This window comes from Lentzea sp. HUAS12 (assembly GCF_024125735.1).
GTDB lineage: Bacteria > Actinomycetota > Actinomycetes > Mycobacteriales > Pseudonocardiaceae > Lentzea > Lentzea albida.
Genome location: NZ_CP099738.1, coordinates 6,769,772 through 6,790,256 on the forward strand (window position 1 = coordinate 6,769,772; position 20,485 = coordinate 6,790,256).

A 20,485-nucleotide genomic window follows, 5' to 3' on the forward strand; every position below is an offset into this window, starting at 1 on the left:
CAAGCGAACCACGTCCAAAGAGCACCGAACAGCACGGAAGAGGCGGCACGGGCGAGGACCTGCCCGGTCTGCAGCAGGGCCAGACCGGACGTGCGCAGCTCATCGGGGACGAGAGGTCCGGCCACGGCCATCAGCACGCCGTCGGTGCACGCGTAGAACACCCCGTGCAACACCAGAACCCCGACGAGCAACGAGATCCCGGAAGCGCCGGCCAGCAACAGATAGGCACCGAGCAACGCGACATGGCCGACGAGGAAGATCCGCCATCGCCCCACGCGATCGGCCAGCGACCCGAGCGGCACGGCGGTGAGCAGGTACACGCCGGCCGTGCCGAGGGGCAGCAGCGCGACGTAGGCCAGCTCGACGTCGAGCTTCTTCTGCAGCAACAGGTAGACGAACCCGTCGCCGAGCGTCAGGAACCCGAGCCCGCACGCGACCAGGCAGACCCGCCGGAACGGCCTGGACCGCAGCAACCCGAACGCCGCCCGCAGCGACACCGCGACGCGTGGCAGCACGTCCCGGTGATCGCGCACGAACAGCACCAGCACCAGGAATCCCAGTGCAGCAAAGCAAAAGCTCACCACGAACACCACGTCGTAGCGGGCAGGCAGCGTCCAGAGGAGGCAGAACGCCACCAACGGGCCGAGGAACGCGCCGACGGTGTCCATGGCGCGGTGGACACCGAAGGCGCGCCCGAGCGCCGAAGACTCGCTGCTCAACGTGATCAGCGCGTCCCTCGGCGCGGTGCGCAGGCCCTTGCCGGTGCGGTCCCCGGCCAGCACGAGCCCCATCGCGGTGGCCGAGGTCCCGGCGGCGAGCAGGCCGAGCTTGCCCAGCGCCGAGATCCCGTACCCGAGTCCTGCGACGAACTTGCGCCGCTGCCAGCGGTCGGCCGCATGACCGCCGACGACGCGGACCAGTGCCGTCACACCGGTGTAGATGCCGTCGAGCACACCGAACTGCAGCGGGGAGAACCCCAGCCCCAGCACCAGGTACAGCGGCAGGATGGCGGTGACCATCTCCGACGAGACGTCCGTGAGCAGGGACACCGCGCCCAGCGCGAGGACGTTCCCCGCGATCCTGCCGGTGCCGCCCGCCGCCGGTGCCTGTCGTGCGGTTGCGATGTACACGACGACCTCCGGGCTAACGGCAGTTGTAAGGACCGGCCTTGTCGCGCACCTTGCCCGCCGTGTCGATGACCTCCCACGAGTAGGAGCGGCCGGACAGGGTGAGCTTCAGGACGCCGTGGCTGTCCGCGAACCAGTTCTCGACCCCGGTGCGCGGCTTGACGTCCTGGTAGAGGTAGTCACCGCCGATGCCGACGATCGCGGCGCGCAGGCCGTTCGCCTCGTCCACCGAACCGCTCTTGCTCAGCGGCTTCAACCGCTCGTAGTGGTGGTCGTGACCGTTGAAGATCAAATCGGACTTCGCGTCCGCGAAGGCGTTCCACAGCGGGGACATCACGGACTTGTCGCCGTACTGGCCCGAGTTGAACCGCGGGTGGTGCCAGTAGCCGACGACGCACGCCTTGGTGTTCGCGGCCAGGTCGGCCTTGAGCCAGTTCAGCTGCGTGGAGTCGCTGCCGGTGTCGTAGAGCTTCTGCGAGTCGAACGACACGAAGTGGAAGTCGCCCGCGTCCCAGCTGTAGTACGGCTTGCCCTGCGGGTAGGCCTGGGCGCCGAAGTACGACTTGTAGCCGTTGAGGTTGTCCTCCCACTCGTGGTTGCCCGTCGCGGGGTGGGTGATGCTCTTGTACTTGCCCCACGACTTGTCGTAGTGCGCCTTGAACTCGGCGAGCGTGCCGCTGTCGTACTGGTTGTCGCCGACCGTGAGGATGTGGTTCGGCTTGATCTGGTCGATCAGCTTCGCCGTCTCGTAGTGCTCGCTGTTGGTCAGCGACGCGATGTCGCCGGCCACGACGACGGTGATGTTCTCGCCGGGAGCGGCGGGCTTGGTGGTGGCCTGCACCGCGTTGCTCGCCGGACCGAGGTTGCCGGCCGCGTCACGCGCCTTGACGGTGTAGGTGAACTGCGTGCCCGACGCGAGCCCGGTGTCGGTGAACGTCGTCCCGGCCGGGGTGCCGACCACGCTGCCGTTGCGCAGCACCTCGTACCCGGTCACGCCGACGTTGTCGGTCGCGGCCGTCCATTGCAGACTGACCGAGTTCGACGTGGTCCCCGTGCTCGTGAGACCGCCCGGCGCGCTCGGCGCGGTGGTGTCGCCGTTCGCGACGCTGCCCCACACCTCCAGGTCGAAGAGCGAGTAGCCGTAGGTCGTGCCGCGCTTGGTGCCGTAGATCCGCACGAACCGGCCGGTCGCCGTCAGCGACGTCTCGTCGGTGCCGCCGTTCTGCCCGGTGAGGGTCTTCTTCGTGCTCCACGACGAGCCGTCGGCCGACGTCTGGATCTTGTACTCGGAGGCGTAGGCGGCCTCCCAGTTGATCTTGACCTTGGAGATGGTCGCGTTCCCGCCGAGGTCGACGGCGATCCACTGCGGGTCGACGCCCTCGAGGCTCGCCCAGCGGGTGGCGGGGTCGCCGTCGACGGCGTTGGCGCCGCCGAACGTCTCGGCTTCGACGGACGACACGGTGGTGGGTTTGCCGGCCGACAGCAGGGAGTCGGCGGCGTTGGCCGTGCCGGACGCCGCGATCTGGGGGACCACGAGTGCGAGCAGGGCTATCGCGACACCGGTTCTGGTGTGCTTTTTGATCACTTCGTTCCTCCTGGGCAAAGGCGGCGGCTCGAAGGATTGGTTAACAAGCTTCCCAATTGAGTTCGGACGTTAACGGCGGCCGGAGAGACCGGTCAACGACGCGGTTGCCCGAGGTGCCGGGGACGGTGTGCCGGTGCATGCCCGGTCACGGGTACCGACCTGGTCGACCGGATCGGGCGACGACCGGACGGTTCCCGGCCGGTTCTGCCCTTTCGGACAGCCGGCCGCCATCCGGGCCACCAGCGGGAACGGCGCGGACGAACGGCACGCGACCAGCGCAGATCGGCTCTTCACCTGTGGACGCGCTGAAGAAACACCCAGGTCGGGATTGTTCACCTGGCTCACGTACGTTCACCGGTCATGAGCACCGCAGCCAGCCTCGTAGTGCTGTTCCTGGTCGCCGTCGTGCCGCTGGCACCGACGGAGGCCGTGCTCATCGGCGCCGGTGTCCTGGCCGCGTCCGGTGAGGTGCCGCTGTACCTGGTCGTGGTCGTCGCCGCGGCCGGCTGCCTGCTCAGCGACCTGATCAACTTCACCGCGGGCCGCCGGATGGGGATGCGGGCGCTCGACAAGGTCAACAGGAACGCCAAGGCGCGGGCGATGGTCGTGTGGACGGCCGACCAGCTCGCGTCCAAGGGCGAGACGATCCTCATCGCGGCGCGGTTCCTGCCCGCCGGCGGCATCGTCGGGGCGTTGCTGACGGGGGCGCTGAAGTGGCCGCTGCGGCGGTTCGTGCCGGTCGCGGCGATCGGGTCGGCGCTGTGGAGCCTCTACCCCGCCACCGTCGGCTACATCGGCGGCCAGCTGGTCGACGAGGCGTGGCTCGCGATGCTGCTGTCCTTCGGCGTGGCCACGCTCATCTCGGTGCCGGTCGGCATGGCGATCCGTGCGCGCAACGCCAACCGCACTCTCTCGTACGCCGAGGCGTCGTCGTAGAGCACCGCGAACCGGTCCGCGGCCGCCAGCAGGGCGTCCACCTCGAACGCCATCTGGGCGTCGCCGCACAGCTGTTCCAGCAGTGAGATCCAGCGCAGGTTGAAGAGCATCAACGCGTCCCGCACGCGGCCGGGGCGGGCCGCGAACTCCGAGCGGGTCACGACGAAGAAGCAGCCGCCGGGGAACACGCGGCGCTTCGAGTAGTCGAGCCAGCGCCCGGCCAGGTCGAGCACCGAACCGCCGGCGATCACGACCTCGCGCGCGAAGATCTCCGCGGCCGCGTGGACGGTCGAGATCTGCAGTTCCTCCTTGGCGCCGAAGTGCGAGAACACCCCGCTCTTGCTCATGCCGAGCTCGACCGCGAGCCGCCCGATGGTGACGCCCTCCAGGCCGTCGACCGAGGCGATCTCCGCCGCTCTCAACAGGATCGAGCCACGACTGTCCATCCACCGAGGACAGCGCACGACCCTGGAGAAACGAACGGGGCCACCTCGAAAGGTGGCCCCGGCCGGGAAAGCGGGTGTTACGGGTTCAGCGCCTCGGTGACGGACGCCGGGCCCACCAGCGGGACGTCGGGCGACAAACCGTCGCCCTCCTCCACCAGGACCGGCTTCACCTCGTGCGGCTGGATCTCGCCGGAGCGGATCTGCTCGGCCCAGTGGCACGCCACCTTGTGACCCGGCTTGAGCTCGCGCAGCGCCGGGCGTTCGGTGTCGCACTTCGTCTCCTGCCGCCACGGGCACCGGGTGTGGAACCGGCAGCCGCTCGGCGGGTTCGCGGGCGACGGGAGGTCACCCGCGAGCAGGATCCGTTCGCGCCGGTCCTCGACCTGGGGGTCGGGCACCGGGATCGCCGACAGCAGCGCCCGCGTGTACGGGTGCAGCGGCTCCTCGTAGAGGTCCTCGGAGGTGGCCTCCTCGACCAGGCCGCCGAGGTACATCACGCCGACCCGGTCGGAGATGTGCTTCACGACGGCGAGGTCGTGCGCGATCACCAGGTAGGTCAGGCCGAACTTCTCCTGGAGCTCCTCCAGCAGGTTCACGACCTGGGCCTGCACCGACACGTCGAGCGCGGACACCGGCTCGTCGGCGACGATCAGGTCCGGGTTGAGCGCCAGGGCACGGGCGATGCCGATGCGCTGCCGCTGACCGCCCGAGAACTCGTGCGGGTACTTGCGCAGCGCGGAGGCGGGCAGACCGACGGCCGCGAGCAGTTCGCGCAGCCGCTTGGCCGTCGACTCCTTGCCCTCGTCCAGACCGTGCGCCCGCAGGCCCTCGACCAGGATCGACTCCACGGACTGGCGCGGGTCGAGCGAGGACAGCGGGTCCTGGAACACCATCTGGATCCGGCGCCGCATCTTGCGCAGCTCCTCGCCCTGCAGGGTCGAGAAGTCCTGCCCGTCGAAGACCATCTTGCCGTCGGTCGGCTCGTTGAGCCGCAGCATCGCCCGCCCGAGGGTGGACTTGCCGCAGCCCGACTCGCCCACGAGGCCGTAGGTCTCGCCGCGCTTGATCTCGAGGTCGACGCCGTCGACCGCGTAGACGTAGCCGACGGTCCGGTCGAAGAACACGCCCCGCTTGATCGGGAAGTGCACCTTCATGTCCTGGACGGAAACCAGGGTCTCGCTCATACCGGCACCTCCTCGGCGGCGGGAGTTCCCGGCACCACCGGGTTGTGGCAGCGGAGCAGTCGGCCCAGCTGGTCTTCCTCGGCCGGCGTCTCCGCGCGACACACGTCCAGCGCGTTCGGGCAACGCGGGGCGAACGCGCAGGCGCTCGTCCACGGGATGTTGTCCGCGACGGACCCCCTGATGGGCGTCAGCTTCTCGCCGCGCGGGGCGTCGAGCCGCGGGATGGACGCGAGCAGGCCGTGCGTGTACGGGTGGCGCGGCTCGGCGAAGAGCTTGTGCCGCATGGCCTTCTCGACCACCTTGCCGCCGTACAGCACGTTGACCTCGTCGCACAGGCCGGCGACGACACCCAGGTCGTGGGTGATCATCACGAGCGCGGTGCCGAGGTCCTGCACCAGTTCCTTCATCAGCGACAGGATCTGGGCCTGGATGGTCACGTCCAGCGCCGTCGTCGGCTCGTCCGCGATCAGCAGCTTCGGCCGGCACGCCAGCGCGATCGCGATGAGCGCGCGCTGCCGCATGCCGCCGGAGAGCTGGTGCGGGTACTCCTTGAGCCGCCGGTTCGGGTCCGGGATGCCGACCTTGTCGAGCAGGTCCTTCGCCTCGATCATGGCCTCCTTGCGGGCCATGCCGCGGTGCCGTTCGAGCACCTCGGTGACCTGCAGGCCGATCGGGACGACGGGGTTGAGCGAGGACAGCGGGTCCTGGAAGACCATGCCGAGCTCGCTGCCGCGCTTGTCGCGCATCTGCTTGTCGGAGAGCTTCAGCAGGTCCGTGCCGTCGTAGGTCACGCTGCCGGTGACCTTGGCGCCGCGCTTGGGCAGCAGGCCCATGATCGCGAGCGACGTCACGGACTTGCCGCAGCCGGACTCGCCGACGAGCCCGACCGTCTGGCCGGGTTCGACGTCGAAGCTGACGCCGTCGACCGCGTGGAACGGAGCTTCGCCCTTGCGCTGGAACACGACGGAGAGGTCACGTACTTCGAGCAGTGCCACGACGACTCACCGCCTGTTCTTCGGGTCGAGGGCTTCGCGCAGCGTCTCGCCCATGAGGGTGAAGCCGAGCGCGACGACGATGATGCAGACCGCGGGCCACGCGGCGAGGTGCGGGTGCGTGTCGAAGACGTTCTGCACGTCACCGAGCATCTGACCCCACTCCGGCAGCCGGTCGTCCGGGTTGCCGAGGCCGAGGAACGACAGCGCGGCCGCCTCGATGATCGCGGTGGCCAGCACGAGCGTCGACTGCACGATCACCGGGCTGAGCGAGTTCGGCAGCATGTGCCGGAACACGATCGCGCCCTTCTTCACGCCGAGCGCCGTGGCCGCGAGCACGTGGTCGCTGTGCCGTTGCGCCAGCATCGAACCTCTGAGCAGCCGCGCGAACACGGGGATCTGCACGATCGAGACCGCGAGGATCACCGTGAACTGGCTGGGCCGCGCGAACATCGCCGCGATCGAGAACGCCAGCAGCAGCGACGGCAGCGAGAGCATGACGTCGACGATGCGCATGACGACCGAGTCGACCCAGCCGCCGAGCGCGCCCGCGAGCGTGCCGAGGATCAGTCCGCCGGTGAGGCCGATGATCGTGGCGCCGACACCGACGATGAGCGTCTGCTGCGAGCCGACGAGCAGGCGCGAGAAGAAGTCGCGGCCCTGCAGGTCGCCACCGAGCAGGTGACCGGGCTGGGGCGGCGGGATCTCGTTGCGCGCCTTGACGACCTGGTCGATCAGCATCGGGACGGACGGGTCCTGCGGCGCGAGCCACGGGGACAGCAGCGACAGCACCACGAAGATGCCGATGATCGTCGCACCGATGAGGAACACCGGGCTGCGACGGAGCCGCTTCCACGCGCTGGCCGCGAGCGAGACGCCCGCGGACTCGGCGAGGCCGTCGATCTTTTCCTTCTTGGAGACTCCGAGTGCCACTGCGCTCACCTCGTCCTGATGCGCGGGTCGATGAGCGCGTACGAGAGGTCGACCAGCAGGTTCACCACGACGTAGACGATCGTGGCCATGATGATCAACAACAGCAGCACCGGGTAGTCACGCCGTTCGAACCCGATGGCGAGCGCCTGGCCGACACCGGCGAACGAGAACACCTTCTCGGTGAGCACGGCGCCGGAGAGCAGCGCACCGGTCTGCAGGCCGATCGTCGTGACGACCGGGAGCATCGCGTTGCGCAGCACGTGCCGGCGGCGGATCACCGGGGCGGTGAGGCCCTTGGACTCGGCGGTGCGCACGAAGTCCTCGTCGAGCACGTCGAGAACGGCCGCACGGGTGATCCGGAAGATCACCGCGAACGGGATCGTCGCGAGCGCGATCGCCGGCAGGATCAGGTGTTCCAGCGCGTTCAGCGTCGCGTCGATCTCACCGGTGATCAGGCCGTCGAGCGTGAAGAAGCCGGTGACGCGCGTGGCGTCGATGGCGTCCTGACGGCCCTGCGACGGAAGGCCGAGCGCCGACGACGCCACGTCCTTGAGCAGGTAGGCCAGGAAGAACACCGGCACGGCGACGCCGATCAGCGAACCGATGACGCTGAGGTTGTCGAACCAGCCGCCGCGGCGCTTCGCGGCGAGGTAGCCGAGCGGGACGCCGACCGCGATCGCGATCAGGATCGCGAAGAAGCTGAGCTCGATCGTCGCGGGGAACCGCTGGAGGAAGATCTCGAGCGCCGAGTCACCGGGCTGAACACCGGTGGAGACGCCGAAGTCACCGGTCGCCGCGCGACCGAGGAACTTGAGGTACTGGACGAAGATCGGCTGGTCGAGGCCGAGCTGCTTGGTGAGGGCTTCGCGCGACTCCGGCGTAGCGCGTTCTCCCAGGAGGGCCGAAACCGGCCCTCCTGGGAGAAGTCGCAACCACGCGAAGAGCAACATCGAGAGCACCAGCACCACGCCGACCAGCTGAACCAGCCGTCGAATGGTGTAGCGGAGCACTTGAGCTACCCCGTTGTTCTCTTGTGGTGGGAGCTAGTCAGCTCAGCCCTTCGAGGCCGGGCCGAACTTCTCGTCGGTCAACGGGCTCGGGACGACACCCTTGATGTCCGACTTCAACACCAGAGCGGGCGGGGAGTGCGAGATCGGGATCGCGGGCAGGTACTCGTCCATGATCTTCTTGTTGATCTCTTCGTACAGCTTCGTGCGGTTGGCCTCGTTCGGCTCGGAGTTCGCCTTGGCCAGGTCCGCCGCGAGGGTGGCGCCCCACGGGGACACACCGGTGTTGAAGCGGTTGTCGGTGCGGCCGAAGAACGTGCCGACCCAGTTGTGCGCCGTGCCGTTGTCGCCGGTCCAGCCCAGGAGGAACAGGTCCGAGATGCCGTTGTCGACGTCGGTGAGGTAGCCACCGTTCCACGGCTTCGTGACGACCTCGAGCTTGATGCCCGCGGCCTGCAGGTCACCGGAGATCGCGCCGAACAGGTCCTTCGGGGACGGCATGTACGGGCGGGTGACCTCGGACGGCCAGTAGAACTTCAGCGTCAGGTCGGTGGCACCGGCCTCGGCCAGCAGGGACTTCGCCTTGGCGACGTCGTAACCGACGGCCTTGAGGTCCTTGTTGTAGCCGTTGACGGTGTCCGGCATGAACTGCGTCGCGACCTTGGCGCCCTCGGGCAGCTGCGACTTGACGAGCTGCTCGCGGTTGATCGCGTACTGGATCGCCTGGCGGACCTTGAGGTCGGCGAGCTTCGGGTTGTTCTTCTGGTTGATGCCCAGGTAGAACACGTTGAACGCCGGACGGATCGCGACGTTGAAGCCGTCGGTCTTCAGACCGGCCCAGTCCGCCGCGTTCGGCAGGTCGTAGCCGTCGATGTCGCCGGCCTTGAGCGCCTGCTTGCGGGCGGTCTCGTCCGGGATGATCTTGAAGACGATCTTGTCCAGCTTGGCCTTCGTGCCGTGGTAGGCGTCGTTCTTCACGAGCTCCACGGTGTTGTTGGCCTTGTCGTACTTGCCGAACTTGAACGGGCCCGTGCCGGTCGGGTGCTCGTTCGCGTAGGCCGGGTAGGTGAACGCGTCACCGGCCGCCTGGACGTTGTCGGCGTCGTACTGCTTGAGCGCCGTCGGGCTCGAGATCGAGAACGACGTGAAGCCGAGGACCGACGGGAACTGCGAGGTGACCTCGTTCAGCTCGATGACCGCGGTCTTGGCGTCCTTGGCCGTGCAGGACTTGTACAGCGAGGGCTTGTCCGGCGTGTCCTTGAACCCGCCGAAGTTGTCCAGCCAGTACTGGGAGACGGCGTCGGACTGGCCGGCGCCCTTCTGGTTGTACCAGCGCTCGAAGTTGAAGCAGACGGCTTCGGCGTTGAAGTCCGTGTTGTCGTGGAACTTCACGCCCTCCTTGAGGGTGAAGGTCCAGGTCTTGCCGTCCGCGGAGGGCTCGTACTTCGTGGCGAGCGCGGGCTCGACCTCGGCGGTACCCGGCTTGAAGCCGACCAGGCCCTCGTACATCTGGCGGGCGACCCGGAAGGTCTCGCCGTCAGTCGCGTAGAACGGGTCGAAGAGCTTCGGCGCGCCGGCGGCGCCGAAGGTCAGCGTGCCGCCTTCCTTGCCGCCACCGCCGGAGTCGCGCTGGGATTGCGCGCAACCTGACAGGGCGAGCGCGCTGACGCTGAGGAAGCCGATCGCGGCAACCCAACGGCGGCGAGCCGTTACTGAGTGGACCATCAAACACCCCTTGGACAATCCGCACATCTCACGGTGTGGTCGCCGACCATAACCGTTGTAGATACCCCGTCCGGGGTTACTCAGGTCACGATCCGGCCACTAGACCAGGCATTCTGATACGTCCGGCGCACGGCCGCTGACCCAACGTGAGCACGGCAGATGCGTCGGATGCTCTCTTAGGCTGTAGAAACAACAACGACACGCGGAGGAGGTCGCATGAGCAGATCGGTCGAGTTCCGCGTGCTCGGCCCCCTCCAAGTTCTCCTCGATGCCGAACCTCTGCTGGTCAGAGCCGGTCGGCAGCGGGCGCTGCTGGTGTCGCTGTTGTTGCGGGCGGGCACCTCGGTGTCCGTGGACGAGCTCGCCGCGAACGTCTGGGGCGAGGATCCGCCGGCCCGTGCGCGCGCAACTCTGCAAACGTACGTGATGAGACTTAGACAACTGCTCGGTCCGTCCGTGCCGATCAAAACCGTTCCAGACGGTTACCTGATCGACATAGACGAGAAGACCATCGACCTGATGCGCTTCGAACCTCTGATCGAACAGGGCGAGCAGGCGCGGGCGGCGGGCAACCTGCAGGCCGCCTCGGCCGCGTTCGCCGCCGCATTGGGGCTTTGGCGGGGCCCGGCCCTGGTCGACGTGCCGTCGGAGGTGTTGCACCGCGACGAGGTCCCCCGCCTCGACGAACGCCGCCTGCACGTGCTGGAACGCCGCGTCGAGGTCGACCTGGAGCTGGGCCGCCACAGCGAGCTGGTCGCCGAGCTCTCCCGCCTGACCAGCGACCACCCGTTGCGCGAGCGGTTCTGGGCGCAGCTCATGGTGGCGCTGTACCGCTCCGGCCGGCAGAGCGAGGCGCTCGCCGCCTACCAGCGCGTGTCGCGGCTCCTGGGCGACGAGCTGGGCATCGATCCCGGCGACGAGCTGCGCCGCGTGCACAGCCAGGTGCTGACGGGGTCGATCAACGCGGTGACGCCGATGTCGTCCGGTGGGCACGTGGTCGCCGTGAAGCCCGAGCGGGTCGTGCCGTCGCAGCTCCCGGCGGACATCCCGGACTTCGTCGGCCGCGACGAGGCCGTCTCGCTGATCGTGGCGTTGCTGCGGACCGCGCAGGGCGTGCCGGTCGTGACGCTGGCCGGGCCGCCGGGCGTGGGCAAGACGGCGCTGGCCGTGCACGCGGCGCACCGGATGCGCGCGGACTTCCCGGACGGCCAGCTGTACGTCAACCTGCGCGGATACGCCCCCGGCCCGCCGTTGAGCGCGGTGGACGTGCTGCCCCGGTTCCTGCGCGCGCTGGGGACCGAGCCCGACGAGGTGCCGCTCGACCAGGACGAGCAGGAGGCGATGTTCCGGTCGACGCTGACCGGTCAGCGCGTGCTGTTGTTGCTGGACAACGCTTCCTCGGCCGAGCAGATCCGGCCGCTGCTGCCGGGGTCGCCGGGGTGCGCGGTGCTGGTGACCTCGCGCGACACGTTGCGCGGCCTGGCCGTCTCGCACGCGGCGTCGAACGTGCGGCTCGACGTGCTCGACTGGCCCGAGACGCGGTCGCTGCTCGCCGGCATCGTGGGTGCGGACGAGGTGGAGTCCCAACTGGACGCCGCGCTCGAGCTGGCGGCCCTGTGCGCCCACCTGCCATTGGCTTTGCGTATCGCAGCCGCGAACCTCGTGTCGCGTCCAGAACTGTCCATTGCGGACTACGTGGAGGAGCTCCGGGCGGGCAACCGGCTCGCCGCGCTGGCCGTGGAGGGCGACGAACGGGTCGCGGTGCACGCGGCGTTCGACCTGTCCTACACGGCGTTGAAGCCCGAGCTCGCGCAGATGTTCCGGGTGCTGTCCCTGGCCCCCGGCACGGACTTCACGCCGGAGATGGCCGCGGCGCTGTCGGGACTGACCACTCAGGACGCCCGCCGGCGGCTCGACCGCCTCGCCACCGCGAACCTGATCGCGAACCACGCGCCGTCCCGCTACCAGTTCCACGACCTGCTGCGCGACTACGCGGCCGAGCGCCTGGCGTTCGAGGAGGGCCGCGCGGACTCGCGGCTCGCGTTGCGGCGGCTGGTGGACTGGGCGGTGCGCTCGGTCGACAACGCCACCTCGGCGATGAAGTCGACGCTGTTCCGCTTCCCCCGCCCGGCGCCGCTCGACGGCGTGGTGCCGCGGACGTTCAGCACCTCGACCGAGGCCCTGACGTGGCTCGACGTGGAACGCGCGAACCTGGTCGCCCTGGTCGCGCACGCCGTCGAGCGCGAACCGGAGAACTCGCCGTGGCAGCTGGCCGACGCGTTGCGCGGCTACTTCTACACGCAGGGACTGGCGGCGGAATGGCGTGAGACGGCCAAGGCCGGGCTGCTGGGGGCCCGCGCGCCGCGGGACGAACTCGGCCAGCTCGCGATGCTGTCGTCGCTCGGCACGCTGTACTGGGTGACCGGGCAGCACCGCAACGCGCTCGGCTACTACCAGCAGGCCATCGCGCTGCAGGAGCACATCGTCCTGCCCGAGGCCGAGGCCGCCGTGCTGTCCAACGCGGGCAGCGTCTACATCGACCTGGGCGAGCTGGAGCACGCCGCCGACCACCTGGAGCGCGCCCTGGTGATCACGCGCCGGATCGGCGCGTTCCAGGTGCAGGCCAACGCCTTGTTCAACCTCGGCGGCGTCTACCTGCAGCTCGGGCACCTCGACCGGGCCGCGACGACGTTCGAGGAGGCGCTGGAGGTGGGCACGCGCATCGACTCGTGGATCACCCAGGCGAACTCCATGCGCGCGTTGGGCGAGGTCTACGCGTTGCGCGGCGACCTCGACCTCGGCGCGTCGTACTTCATGAGCGCGAGCGAGCTCTACGAACGCGCGGCGGCCCGCAACTTCGGCCACACGATGCACGAGGGCATGGCGATCACGCTGATCATGCGCGGCCGTTTCGAGGAGGCGGCCCTGGAGGCCTCCGCCGCCATGCAGATCGCGCAGGACCTGGAGAACGTCAAGAGCGTGTGCGACGCCAAGAACCTCCTCGGCCGCGCGCTGGAGGGCGCCGGCCGCTACCCGGAGGCGCTGGAGCAGTTCTCGTCGGCCCTGGCGATCGCGGTGGAGACCGGCTACTCGTGGGGGCTGTGCTCGGCCCGGCGCGGTCTCGCCTCCTCCTACCGCGCGGCGGGCCGGTTCTCCGAGGCGTTGGAGATGGCCACGTCCGCGCTGGAGGAGGCGGGCCGGTCGCAGTTCCGCCAGGCCGAGATGGAGGTGTTGCTCGTCCTCGGGCGAACGCACCTCGACATGTCAGACGCCTCCAGCGCCTTGGACTGCGCTCTGCGCGCGGCCTCCGTCGGCACCGACTCGGGTCACCGCTGGGTGGTCGGGCGTGCGTTGCAGCTGGCCGGCGACGCTGCTTTTTCGCTGGGCGACTTCTCTTCGGCTCGGTCGCACTGGTCTTCCGCGCTGGACGTGTTGAGCGCTATCGGGACGCCAGAGGCCTCGGTCGTGCGCGCTCAACTGCTCGACGTGACAACGTAGTCAGCCCGGGCCCTGGTCTCGTCGACCGCGAACCAGCCTCTTTCGTACTGCTGCCAACGGAGGAAGTGCTCGCGCTGGTGCTCGCCGTCGCGCTTCACGGCCCGTTCCAGGCGTGCTCGCTCGTCCCCGTGGTCGACGAAGATCGCGAGGCTGAGACGGGTGTTCGCTTTCCTGGCCGAGGAGAACCCCTCCAGGATGATGGTCCTTTGTGGAGTGATGACGACCTCGTCGCCCTCTCCGACGCACGGAAAGCCTTGGGACCAGTCGGTTTTCCGGTAGCGACCCTCCTCGTTCCGCGCGACTGCTCGCAGTGCTTGGACGAGACGCGGCCACCACCGCGTCGTCGGGTCGTCCCACGTGGCGAAGTGGTCGGTGCTGATGAGCTGGGCGTCGAGTTGCTGCGCGAGTTCGGTGGCGAACGTCGACTTCCCCGCACCCGAAGGCCCGTCCACCGCGACCAGGCGCGTGCCGCCCAGCCGCGGTGGACGTTCGTTCACATGCTCCGGCGACCAGATAGCGCACGCCCCAGCGTGAGCTCGTCCGCGAACTCCAGGTCGCCGCCCATCGGCAGCCCGCTGGCGAGCCGCGTGACGGTCAACCCCGGGAAGTCCCGCAGCATCCGCACGAGGTACGTCGCCGTCGCCTCGCCCTCGGTGTTCGGGTCCGTGGCGATGATGACCTCGGAGATGTCGACCCCGTCGGTCGCCGTCCCGATCCGGTTGAGCAGCTGCCGGATCCGCAGCTGGTCCGGCCCCACCCCGCTGAGCGGGTCCAGGGCACCACCCAGCACGTGGTAGCGCCCCCGGAACTCCCTGGTGCGCTCGATCGCCTGGACGTCCTTCGGCTCCTCGACCACGCAGACCAGCGTGAGGTCGCGCTTCGGGTCGCGGCAGATGCGGCACGTGGTCTCGGCGGACACGTTGCCGCAGACGTCGCAGAACACAACGCCTTCCTTCACCTTCTGCAACGCCTGCTGGAGCCGCTCGATGTCAGCGGATTCCGTGGCGAGCAGGTGGAAGGCGATGCGCTGGGCGCTCTTCGGACCGACGCCGGGCAACCTGCCCAGCTCGTCGATCAGGTCCTGTACCGGGCCCTCGTACATGGTCGGTCAGCCGGCTCTCGTGCCTAGCCGAGCAGTCCGCCGAGGCCACCCTGCGCCAGCGGGCCGAGCTTCTGCTCCACCAGCTGCTGCGCCTTGGTGTTCGCGTCCTTGATGGCGGCGATCACCAGGTCCTGGAGGGTGTCGACGTCCTCCGGGTCCACGATCTTGGGGTCGATGGCGAGGTTCACGAGCTCGCCGCCACCGGTGACCGTGGCCGTGACGAGGCCGTTGCCCGCGTTGCCGGTGATCTCGGTGTCGGCCAGCTGCTGCTGGGCTTCTGCCATCTGCTGCTGCATGTTCTGGGCCTGCTGGAGCAGGGCCTGCATGTCGAACTGACCGGGTTGCACCGCTGGTCCTCTCGGGTGGGTGTCGCTTGGGTTGTAGTCCAGCGTACGGGGGTGGGGGGTGGTGCGTTTTCGTGGTGGTGGGTCCCATCCCAAGCCGCACCAGGAGCGGGCCACACCCGAGGGGTGGCGCGACTCGTGATGGGTCCCACCGCCGGGACCTCTTGCTGAAGACGGCTCGCCCTCGGCATCGCGGCGGTCGGGAGTTCGCCGCTTCGCGGGTCTGGTGGCTGCCGCCATCACCTCGGGCCGCAGATCTGCGGCCCTCGCATCCCGTGCCCCCGCTTTCGGCTGCGGGAGGCAGCCCCTCGGCCTGGCTACTTCTTCAGCGGGCGGGCGCCCAGTTCGTCGGCCAGGAGTTGCAGCATGACCGACTCCGGGTCCTTGGCCTGGGCCTCGTTCACCGCGTCCTGGTCCACCGGGCGGGCGGCCTCCGCCAGCATCGCCTCTTCGTCGTCCGGCTCTGGCGGGAGCGGGTCGTCGGGCTCCGGGGGTTCCGGTGGCGGTGGGACGTCGTCCATCGGTGGGCGGGGGGCTTGTTGCTGTGGTGGTGGTGCTTGGTGGGGGCGGGACTGCTGGTTCTGGGCCTGGCTCGGACGGACCGGGGCCGGGCGGCTCACCTTTGCCGGGGCCGTTGCCTGTGGGGTGGCGCCTGGGGTGCCGTGGGTGCAGCGGACCTGCCAGGTGCCGCCCAGCACCGCGGACAGCGCCGTGGCGATGGCCTCGGTGTTGCGGGTCTCGGCCAGGCGGCGGGCCAGGGGGGCCGAGGTGTGGGTGATCGTGACGACGTTGCCGTCCACCTCGCTGACCACGGCGTTGGTCAGCATCGCCTCGGTGCTGCGGCTCGTCGCCCGGACCGCCGCCAGCAGTTCGGACCAGATTCTGCGGACCGCTGTCGCGTCCATGGCGCCGGTACCCGCGCCGGTGGGTGCGGCCGGTGGTTGCTGGGTGGCTGCCGGGGCTGCGGGCTGCGCGGGTGCCGGAGTCGGGGGCGCGGCTTGTGCCGGAGGCGCTGCTTGTGCCGGGGCCGCGGCCGTTGGCTGTGGCTGAGCGGGGGCCGCGGCAGGGGGCTGCGTCGAGGCGGCCTGAGCCTGTGCGGGCTGCGGTGCCCGGGGTGGTTCCGGGGTCGGCTCCGCCGGTTGCTGGGACCTGCGGGTGAAGACCGGGCCGTTCGCCGGGGGTGCTGCTGCCTCGCCTGGTGCTCCGATCGCTGCCGGGGGGCGGCGTTCGAGTTGTTCCAGGCGTTGCAGGAGTGCTGCTTCCGACTGGCTCACCGACGGGAGGAGCATGCGGGAGACGAGCAGTTCCAGCAGGAGGCGGGGGGCCGTGGCGCCGCGCATGTCGACCAGGCCCTGGTGGACGATCTCGGCGTAGCGGGTGAGGGCCGCCGGGCCGATTCGTTCCGCCTGGGCCGCCATCGTGGCCAGCTCGTCCTCCGGGACGTTGACCAGGTTGCGGTCGGCGGCGTCGGGGACCGCGCAGAGCAGGACCAGGTCGCGGAGCCTGTCGAGGAGGTCGGAGGCGAAGCGGCGGGGGTCGTGGCCCGCGTCGACCAGGCGGTCGATGGTGCCGTAGACCGCTGCGCCGTCGCCTGCGGAGAGGCCGTCGACCACGTCGTTGATCAGGGCCGAGTCGGTGACGCCGAGGAGCGTGATGGCGCGCTCGTACTTCACGCCCTCCGGGCCCGCGCCGGACAGGAGCTGGTCCATGACGGACTGGGTGTCGCGGGCCGAGCCGCCGCCCGCGCGGATCACCAGCGGGAAGACGGACGGCTCGACGGCCACGCCTTCGGCGGCGCAGTTGCGTTCGAGCAGGCTCCGCATGACGCCGGGCGGGATCAGGCGGAACGGGTAGTGGTGCGTGCGCGAGCGGATGGTCGGGAGGACCTTGTCCGGCTCGGTCGTGGCGAAGATGAAGATCAGGTGGTCCGGCGGCTCCTCCACGATCTTCAGCAGGGCGTTGAAGCCCTGCGTCGTGACCATGTGCGCCTCGTCGATGATGAAGACGCGGTACTTGGACTCCGCCGGCGCGTAGAAGGCCTTGTCGCGGAGCTCTCGCGCGTCTTCGACACCACCGTGCGAGGCCGCGTCGAGCTCGACCACGTCGACGCTGCCGGTGCCGTTGGGGGCCAGGCCGATGCAGCTGTTGCACTCGCCGCACGGGTCGGGCGTCGGGCCCTGCACGCAGTTGAGCGAGCGGGCGAGGATGCGCGCCGACGACGTCTTGCCGCAGCCGCGCGGTCCGCTGAACAGGTAAGCGTGGTTCACCCGGCCCGCCGACAACGCGACACGCAGCGGGTCGGTCACGTGCTCCTGGCCTACGACCTCGGAGAACGTGGCCGGACGGTACTTGCGATACAGAGCGAGCGCCACGCCCGGAACAGTACCGGTGGACCCCGACATGAAAAGGGGACCCCGTGCACCCACCAGAGCCCGCTTATCCTTGCTGCCTTCCGGCCCTGGGGAGGTTCGCGAGATGTGTGCCGCACGAGGTCCGACGCAAGTGTAGCGAATCGATCTGATCGAACACACGTTCGAGTTGCCCACATCGTTGTCCACAGCTGTGAACAACGGCGCCAGACCCCTACGTCGAACGTGTGTTCGAGTTGTCCACGGGGTTGTCCCCACCTGTGGACAACTTCCTCCCCGTGGCGAGCATCAGCAGGTCAGGCGCTGGCAGGTCCGGAATCCCGGTCTCGCGGAAACGCTTGCGCGCACCCCAGAACGGGCTCTTCAGCACGTGCTCCAGCGCGGCCTGGGCCGGTTCGAGGGGCATTGCGCGGACTCGTCCCAACGGCCGTGCGATGTCCTGGCCGTGCACGAGGAAGTCGACCAACGGGTCGATCGGCGCGGCCATGGGCGCGCGTTTAGCCGAGCCCGCCGTCTCCCGGATCTGCGCGATCAACTCGGATCGGGTGAACCGCGCGGCGAGCGCACGGGCCTTCTGGTCCTCCATCCGCTCCCAGTCGAACCGCGCCCGCACCACGCCGGTGAGCACGTCCCGCCAGCCGGTGCGCGTCGACGTGGTCAGGTGGGCGGCCATCGTCTGCATCGTCCAGCCGGCGCAGAGGGTCTCCCGCTCCCACTCGGCGTCGGTCAGATCCTCGAGGAGGTCGGCGACGCCCAGGCGTTCGGCCTCCAGCCACTTCATGATCACGAGTCCCCCTCGATGACGGCCAGCCTGCGGCGCAGGAGGTCCTGTTCGGTCTCGGTGCCCGCGAGCGCGATCGCCTCGCGGTAGGCCTGGACGGCCTCGTCGTCGCGGCCCAGGCGGTGCAGCAGGTCCGCGCGGGCCGCCCGGAACGGGTGGTAGTCGCGCAGCTTGGGCTCACCCGCCAGCTCGTCCAGCAAGGCGAGACCGGCCGCGGCCCCGTCGCGCATGGCGACCGCGGCCGCCCTGTTCAGCGCCACCACCGGCGACGGGCTGAGCTTGCCCAGCACGTCGTAGAGCGCGACGATCTGCGGCCAGTCGGTGCTCGCGAAGTCCGGCGCCTCGTCGTGCAGCGCGTTGATCGCCGCCTGCACCCCGTAGGGCCCGTAACCGCCGGTCAGGGCCCGTTCCGCGAGCGCGGTGCCCTCGGTGATCAGGTCGCGGTCCCAGAGCGCGCGGTCCTGGTCCTCCAGGAGTTCGGTGCGGGTCTCGCGACGGGCGTGCACCAGCAGCATCAACGCCAGCAGACCCGCGACCTCGCGTTCGGGCAGCAGCCCGTGCAGGATCCTGGCCAGCCGGATGGCCTCCTCCGCGAGATCGGCTCGCTGGGCCGCGTACCCCTCGGTGAAGATCGAGTAGACGGCCTGCAGCACGCCGGGCAGGCGTTCCGGGAGCTCGTGCGGGTCCGGCACGCGGAACGGGATGCGCGCCTGGCTGATCTTCTTCTTCGCACGCACGATCCGTTGCTGCATGGTCGTGACGGGCACGAGGTAGGCCCGCGCGACCTCCGGCGTCGTGAAGCCTGCCAGGCAGCGCAGGACCAGCGCTCCCCTGTCCTCCTCCGCGAGCGCGGGGTGCGCGCACGTGAAGAACAGCTCCAGCCGCTCGTCCGGCAGGCCGTCGCCCGGTGGCGGATCCGCCCGGTCCACCTCGACCTGCAGCAACGCGAGCCGCGCCGCGTACGCCTGGTCGCGCCGCAGGCGGTCGACGGCCTTGCGGCGCGCGGTCGTGAGCAACCACGCGCCGGGCCGGTCCGGCACCCCGTCCACCGGCCAGTGCCGCAGCGCCGCCTCGATCGCGTCGGAGGTGACCTCCTCGGCCAGGTCGAGGTCGCCGAAGCGCTTGACCAGGGTGGCGAGCAGCCTGCCGCGTTCCTCCCGGAACACCTGCTCGACGTTCATCGGCTCAGAAGTCGAACTCGGCGATCGGCCGGACGACGACGGCCCCGCCGTCGCGCGAGCCGGGGCACTTCGCCGCCCACTCCAGCGCCGCGTCGAGGTCGGGCACGTCGATGACGTCGTAGCCGCCCAGCACCTCGCGGGTCTCGGCGAACGGGCCGTCCGTGACGGTGCGCTTCCCGTCCTGTCCGACCTGGACGGTGGTGGCGGTGACGAGGTCCGCGAGCGAGTGCCCGGAGACCAGCACGCCCGCCTCCTTCATCTCCTTCTCGTAGGCGATCCAGTCGGCGACGGTGCAGGTCGGCTGCTGGTCGGCGGCCGCGTAGATCATCAGCATGTACTTCACGAGTGCCCTCCTCGGTTCGGCGTTACGGGATCACGACGAGCGGGTCCCCGCCAGATCGACACGGCCTCCAAACTTTTTTCGGCGACCCCCGTTTTGGGCCCCGGAACCCCCGTCCGGTAAGGTTCTCCACGGAGGATTCGCATAGCGGCCTAGTGCGCACGACTGGAAATCGTGTTGGGTTCACCCCCTCACGGGTTCAAATCCCGTATCCTCCGCTCGCTGCAGAGGGCGCCGAACGTTCAACGTTCGGCGCCCTTCGCGCGTTAACGTTGCATGATGCTGCACGAAGAGCTGATGCTGCTGTTCATCAACCAGCAGAACGGAAAGCTGCACGTCGACTCCACGTCGGCGGAGAACGCGCTCGCCGGTGCCGTGCTCATCGAGCTGGTGAACTCGGGCCGCATCGCGTTCGAGCCCAACGGCAAGAAGCTCCAGGTCGTGGATCCGACGCCGCTGAAGGACCCGCTGCTGCAGGAGTCCGTGACGAGGATCGACAAGCCGATGAAGCCGCAGAAGGCGGTGGAGCGCCTGCGGAAGAAGGTGCGCGACAACGTGGTCGCGCAGCTGGAGGGCCGTGGCGCGGTGCGGGTCGAACCGCGCAAGGTGCTCGGGATCTTCCCCGGGAAGACCTACGTGATCACCGACGAGGCCGGGAACGACGAGGTGCACAAGACCGTCGGCGAGGTCGCGGCCGGGTACCGGGGCGCCGACGCGCGCACGGGGTCGCTGATCACCTTGCTGTACGCGGTGAAGGCCGTGCACAAGGTGTTCCATGGCGACAAGAAGGAGCTGAACAAGCGTGCCAAGGAGATCGCCGCGGGCAACTGGGCCGGTGACGCCGTGCGCAGGGCCGTCGAGGCGATCCAGGCCGGTGTGACGGCCGCAACGGCAGCTGCCGCCGCCGCGTCATCTGGCTGACACGGCGACGGCAG

16 protein-coding genes, 1 tRNA gene, 1 other RNA gene and 2 pseudogenes are annotated in these 20,485 nt (G+C 69.5%); 4 read left to right on the plus strand and 16 right to left on the minus strand.

The features are described 5' to 3' along the window. Positions 1-11 precede the first annotated feature (11 nt). Positions 12-1,130: pseudogene (locus ND450_RS31145) on the minus strand (MFS transporter); the annotation flags it as partial. A 13-nt stretch (positions 1,131-1,143) separates the two neighbouring features. Next, on the minus strand, positions 1,144-2,712 hold the full coding sequence (locus tag ND450_RS31150; RefSeq protein ID WP_371927449.1) for a discoidin domain-containing protein: 1,569 nt from the start codon (positions 2,710-2,712) through the stop codon (positions 1,144-1,146). Positions 2,713-3,072: 360 nt separating this feature from the next. Between ND450_RS31150 and ND450_RS31155 the strand changes: the two are divergent. After that, positions 3,073-3,444 (plus strand): annotated as a pseudogene (locus ND450_RS31155) (DedA family protein); the annotation flags it as partial. Between the two features lie 56 nt (positions 3,445-3,500). Here ND450_RS31155 and ND450_RS31160 read toward each other — a convergent pair. The 6 genes from ND450_RS31160 to ND450_RS31185 form a co-directional block, all read right to left on the minus strand. Then, complete coding sequence (locus tag ND450_RS31160) at positions 3,501-4,094, minus strand: TetR/AcrR family transcriptional regulator (RefSeq protein WP_253321992.1); 594 nt, start codon at positions 4,092-4,094, stop codon at positions 3,501-3,503. Between the two features lie 77 nt (positions 4,095-4,171). Next, positions 4,172-5,278, minus strand: a complete 1,107-nt coding sequence (locus tag ND450_RS31165) for an ABC transporter ATP-binding protein (RefSeq protein ID WP_253321993.1) — start codon at positions 5,276-5,278, stop codon at positions 4,172-4,174. Then, entirely contained in the window at positions 5,275-6,273 is a 999-nt protein-coding gene (locus ND450_RS31170) for an ABC transporter ATP-binding protein (protein WP_253321994.1), read from the minus strand. The genes ND450_RS31165 and ND450_RS31170 overlap by 4 nt, the downstream gene beginning before the upstream one ends. A gap of 6 nt (positions 6,274-6,279) precedes the next feature. After that, the gene (locus ND450_RS31175; protein ID WP_253321995.1) at positions 6,280-7,203 is read right to left on the minus strand and encodes an ABC transporter permease; all 924 of its coding nucleotides are present in this window, start codon (positions 7,201-7,203) and stop codon (positions 6,280-6,282) included. 5 nt (positions 7,204-7,208) lie between these two features. Beyond that, a complete protein-coding gene (locus ND450_RS31180; RefSeq protein WP_253321996.1) occupies positions 7,209-8,213 on the minus strand; it encodes an ABC transporter permease in 1,005 nt (334 codons plus the stop codon). Between the two features lie 42 nt (positions 8,214-8,255). After that, positions 8,256-9,935 carry an ABC transporter substrate-binding protein gene (locus ND450_RS31185; protein WP_253321997.1) on the minus strand — a complete coding sequence of 560 codons (1,680 nt, stop codon included), beginning with the start codon at positions 9,933-9,935 and terminating at the stop codon, positions 8,256-8,258. A gap of 216 nt (positions 9,936-10,151) precedes the next feature. On the opposite strand from ND450_RS31185, the gene ND450_RS31190 reads away from it, so the two are divergent. Continuing rightward, positions 10,152-13,433: a BTAD domain-containing putative transcriptional regulator gene (locus ND450_RS31190; protein WP_253321998.1), complete on the plus strand. Its 3,282-nt coding sequence runs from the start codon at positions 10,152-10,154 to the stop codon at positions 13,431-13,433. Here the strand turns inward: ND450_RS31190 and ND450_RS31195 are convergent. The 8 genes from ND450_RS31195 to ND450_RS31230 all read right to left on the minus strand — a co-directional run bounded on the left by ND450_RS31195 (position 13,409) and on the right by ND450_RS31230 (position 19,553). Continuing rightward, positions 13,409-13,930: a uridine kinase gene (locus ND450_RS31195; RefSeq protein ID WP_253321999.1), complete on the minus strand. Its 522-nt coding sequence runs from the start codon at positions 13,928-13,930 to the stop codon at positions 13,409-13,411. The genes ND450_RS31190 and ND450_RS31195 overlap by 25 nt on opposite strands. Further along, complete coding sequence (gene recR, locus ND450_RS31200) at positions 13,927-14,535, minus strand: recombination mediator RecR (protein ID WP_089907976.1); 609 nt, start codon at positions 14,533-14,535, stop codon at positions 13,927-13,929. Before recR ends, ND450_RS31195 begins: the two co-directional genes overlap by 4 nt. Before the next feature lie 23 nt (positions 14,536-14,558). Then, the gene (locus ND450_RS31205; RefSeq protein ID WP_253328047.1) at positions 14,559-14,861 is read right to left on the minus strand and encodes a YbaB/EbfC family nucleoid-associated protein; all 303 of its coding nucleotides are present in this window, start codon (positions 14,859-14,861) and stop codon (positions 14,559-14,561) included. 335 nt (positions 14,862-15,196) lie between these two features. Further along, complete coding sequence (locus ND450_RS31210) at positions 15,197-17,251, minus strand: DNA polymerase III subunit gamma and tau (protein ID WP_253322000.1); 2,055 nt, start codon at positions 17,249-17,251, stop codon at positions 15,197-15,199. 31 nt (positions 17,252-17,282) lie between these two features. After that, positions 17,283-17,377, minus strand: an RNA gene (gene ffs, locus ND450_RS31215) — signal recognition particle sRNA small type. An 85-nt stretch (positions 17,378-17,462) separates the two neighbouring features. Further along, positions 17,463-18,029 carry a maleylpyruvate isomerase family mycothiol-dependent enzyme gene (locus ND450_RS31220; protein WP_253322001.1) on the minus strand — a complete coding sequence of 189 codons (567 nt, stop codon included), beginning with the start codon at positions 18,027-18,029 and terminating at the stop codon, positions 17,463-17,465. 2 nt (positions 18,030-18,031) lie between these two features. Next, a complete protein-coding gene (locus tag ND450_RS31225) occupies positions 18,032-19,210 on the minus strand; it encodes an RNA polymerase sigma factor (RefSeq protein ID WP_253322002.1) in 1,179 nt (392 codons plus the stop codon). Between the two features lie 4 nt (positions 19,211-19,214). Then, on the minus strand, positions 19,215-19,553 hold the full coding sequence (locus tag ND450_RS31230; RefSeq protein ID WP_253322003.1) for a YciI family protein: 339 nt from the start codon (positions 19,551-19,553) through the stop codon (positions 19,215-19,217). Between the two features lie 130 nt (positions 19,554-19,683). On the opposite strand from ND450_RS31230, the gene ND450_RS31235 reads away from it, so the two are divergent. Together ND450_RS31235 and ND450_RS31240 are read left to right on the plus strand one after the other, a co-directional pair. Further along, a tRNA-Ser gene (locus ND450_RS31235) sits at positions 19,684-19,768 on the plus strand. A gap of 61 nt (positions 19,769-19,829) precedes the next feature. Continuing rightward, positions 19,830-20,471 (plus strand): GPP34 family phosphoprotein, encoded by a 642-nt coding sequence (locus ND450_RS31240; RefSeq protein WP_253322004.1) that lies wholly within the window; start codon positions 19,830-19,832, stop codon positions 20,469-20,471. Positions 20,472-20,485 lie beyond the last annotated feature (14 nt).